Source organism: Burkholderia sp. E168m23 (assembly GCF_016586125.1).
GTDB classification, from domain to species: domain Bacteria; phylum Pseudomonadota; class Gammaproteobacteria; order Burkholderiales; family Burkholderiaceae; genus Burkholderia; species Burkholderia orbicola.
This window is the reverse complement of the sequence record NZ_BCPP01000818.1, coordinates 1-3,322: the sequence shown is the minus strand read 5'-3', so window position 1 is coordinate 3,322 and position 3,322 is coordinate 1. Positions and strand designations below refer to the sequence as shown.

Sequence of the window (3,322 nt, the reverse complement as noted above, 5' to 3'; positions counted from 1 at the left end):
AGGTAGTCGCACGAATCGCCGCCGGCCTCGTAGCCGAGCTGGCAGATGGCGAGGGCATCGGCGGGGCGCCGGTTTTCATACTCGAACGCGGTGGCGATCTGGTTCCATGCGAGCGAGCCGGGCTCGCTCTCGCGCGCGGCTTCGAGCCAGGCGTCGCCGCGCGCGTCGTCCTGGGCGAAGCCGAACGTGCCGGTGCGATGGGCATAGCCGCGCAGGATCATCGCCGACGTGCACGCGCGTGCGTCCGATGCACGTTCGATCGCGCGGGGCAGCCAGCCGCCCTCGGGATCGAGGCCGAGCGCCAGCCGCAAACCCATCGCCATGGCGCGGTTGTCGTCGATCGGCTCGTTGCGTTCGGCTTCCTGCAGCCGCGCGTAGGCCTGTTCGTACTCGCTGCGCTTGAAATGGCTGTACGCGAGCCAGTGCAGCGTCTCCCAGCGGTGGTACGGATGCAGCGCGGCCTGCGCACGCGCGAGCGTCGCGGTCATCGCGCGGCGTGCGTCGTCTTCGTCGTCATCCGCATCGAGCGTGTTGCCGGCGTAGTCGTCGCGCCAGATCTCGTGCAGCAGCCGGTCCTTCTCGACCGCATCGAGGTGCGCGCACGCGTCGGACGCGACGAACGCGCGGATGTGATCGTGCGAGCCGCCCCAGCGCGGCTGCATGTACCAGATGAACGTGCGCATCGGGAAGAACAGCGTCGGGTGGATGTGCAGCGTCGCCTCCATCCAGTACCACTTTTCCTTGCGCAGCTTCTTGCCCTGGACGGCGCCGGGCAGCGCGTCCGGAAATTCCGGCGGGCAGGCGGCCGGCACGTCGGGATTCAGTCCCGAACGCGCGAACATATGCTGCAGTTCGGCGCGCGTGGCTTCGTCCTCGGCGCCGGCGTTCAGGTGCAACTCGGTGACGGGCCAGCGGCGCTCGCGCACGAGCTGCGCGAGCCACTCGGGTTCGCCGAACGACGACACGCTCGTGAAGATCACCATCGGCGCGCTCCACATCGTCGGCGCGAGCACCAGCGCGCGCAGCGCGGCGACGAGCGTCAGCGTCGCGCATGCATGCGCGCCGATCCAGCCGGCTTCGGTCACCGTTTCGGCCCAGCCGCTGCCGCGGTACTCGTAGGCCCAGTGATGCCAGTAGTGCGCTTCGCACAGCCACGCGTGCGCGGAGCGCGGGTTCGCGGCCTGCCACGCGCGCAGGCGCGCGAGGCCTTCGGCGCCGGCGTCGATGCACGGCTGCACGTCGGCCGGCAGCGCGTCGACGTACCGCGCTTCGGCGGTGCGATCGGCGAAGCTGGCGGCGAGCGCGGCATCGAGTTGCGCGTCGAGCGCGGCATGGTCGCCCGCGCGCAGCAGCGCGTCGACGTCGCAAATATGCCAGCGGGATGTCGCGGGCGGAATCAGGTCGGCGGAAGCGGAGGACATGTCGGTATCGGCGGTCATGACGAAACGGGTTGGGGATCGAAGATGCGGTAGCGCTTCCACGGCAGCGCAAGCCAGTTTCCGGACGGATTGCGCAGGTACTCGCGCACTTCCTGCGTGGCGCGCGACGACGCGGGGCCGTCCTGGCCGCTGCCGCGCAGCCATTGCTGGCGCGCCCGCGCATACGCGAGCCCGAAATCTTCCCAGCTGTCGAAGCTGTCCTGCGCGCGCTGCGCATTGAGCAGCAGCACGACCCACGCGTGCTGTTCGGACGCCCAGCCGAGCAGCGCGATGCAGCGCACGAGAAACGCGGTGCGCGCGCAGTCGAACGCGAGTGCGTCGCGCACGCGCCCGAGCGCGGCGAGTTGTTCGTAGAAGCCGTCGTGCGAGCGACCGACGCCGCGAATCCAGCCCGCGAGGATCGACGGCACGCGCTGCACGATTTGCCACTCGGGCAGGTCGGCCGGCAGGTCGAGTTCGCGCCGCAGCTGGCGCGCGAGCTGTTCGCGCTGCGAGTCCGGCAGCGCATAGACGAGGTCGTCGCAATCGCAGCGCAGCCCGTTGCGGATCAGCAGGATGTCGGCCAGCGCGAGCGCCCAGCGGCGGCGGTTCGGCGGCGCCTGCTCGGCCTGCGCATGCGCGAGCCGGACGGCCGTGGTTTGCCGCACAGGCACCGCGCTATCGGCGCCCGCGGCCTGGTCGGCGTCGACTTCGCGCACCAGCCGCGCGGCGACCCGGAACGAGCGCCATACGTACCACACGAGCCAAAGCGCGACCGCGCCAAGCAGCAGTTTCAGCATGACGGGCTCCCGTCCGCCGGCGCGGGCAACGCGAATGTCGCGCACAGCGCGGGATCGATCGCGATGCCTTCGATCTCGAATGCGGCCGTGGCCGGCGGTGCGTCGGGGGCACGCGCGGCGGGCAGCGCATCGGCCGGCAACGCATGGCGCGCGGCCGCCGCGACGGCCGGATCGATCTGCCGCAACTGGCCGAGCGCATAGGGTGCATTGCGCAGCAGCAGCCATTGCAGCACGGCCGGCGGTTGCTCGAAATGCTCGATCAGGTGGAAGTTGGCGCTCATCACGCTCAGCAGATGGTCGGGCGAGCGCACGTCGGTGACGAAGGTCCAGGCGCCGGTGGCCGCGCCCGGTGCATCCGGCTCGAACACGAGGCCCATGCCCTCGCAATCGGGGTGACGCTCGCCGCGCGGCGCGAGCGCGCGCAGGAACTGGCGGACGTCGTCGGCATAGCGGCGCACCGGATGGCGATTCTGCTTGCCCTTGATCTGGTCGATGCGCAGGCCGTCGCCGCTCGCTTGCAGACTGATCGTCACGTGCGGCTGGTTGCCCGCGCCGCGCAGCGTGAACAGGCGCAGTCGGCCGTCCCGCGCGGCTTGCGCGTACTGCTCGCCGTAGCCGCCGCGCAGCCGTCGGCGATCGGCGAACTGGCCGAGGCAGTGCTGCATGTAGTACGACTCGTACGCGAGCTCCTCACGCAGCGCCGCATGATCGCCGACGAATTCGAACACGATCCCGTTCGGCGTACGCAGTACCTCGCGCAACGCGAGGCCGCTACTCGGCACCCAGCCCTTGTCACGGCGTGCCTGCATCCGCTGGTGCTCGCGTTCCCACATGTCGAGCGCCATCGCACAGGTGATGCGCTGCAGTTTCTGCGCGAGCCGCGTGCCGGCGCGCGAGCGCAGGAATTCGACCAGCACGCGTTCGCGGTCGATCAGCAGCATGTGCTCGGGATCGATGAAGTAGAGCGGCGCCGGCTCGGCGGCGGGCGGCAGCGCCGCGTCGGCCGCCGGGCCGGAGGCCGGGGATGCCGCTGAGGTCGCGGAGGTCGCAGATGCCGGTTGCGCGCGGAACCGGCGCACGAGCCATTCGGGTGCCGGCCGGTCG

The 3,322-nt window shown here is 70.8% G+C and carries 3 protein-coding genes; all 3 read right to left on the bottom strand.

Annotated elements, in window-relative coordinates; genetic code table 11:
• Positions 1-1,421: DUF4034 domain-containing protein (locus tag JMF90_RS30205; protein ID WP_236598057.1), on the bottom strand; the 1,421-nt coding region annotated here is incomplete at its 3' end.
• Positions 1,422-1,435: 14 nt separating this feature from the next.
• Positions 1,436-2,218: a DUF1266 domain-containing protein gene (locus JMF90_RS30200; RefSeq protein ID WP_175875595.1), complete on the bottom strand. Its 783-nt coding sequence runs from the start codon at positions 2,216-2,218 to the stop codon at positions 1,436-1,438.
• On the bottom strand, positions 2,212-3,322 hold a 1,111-nt coding region (locus JMF90_RS30195; RefSeq protein WP_201325813.1), incomplete at its 5' end, for a hypothetical protein. The genes JMF90_RS30200 and JMF90_RS30195, both read right to left, overlap by 7 nt.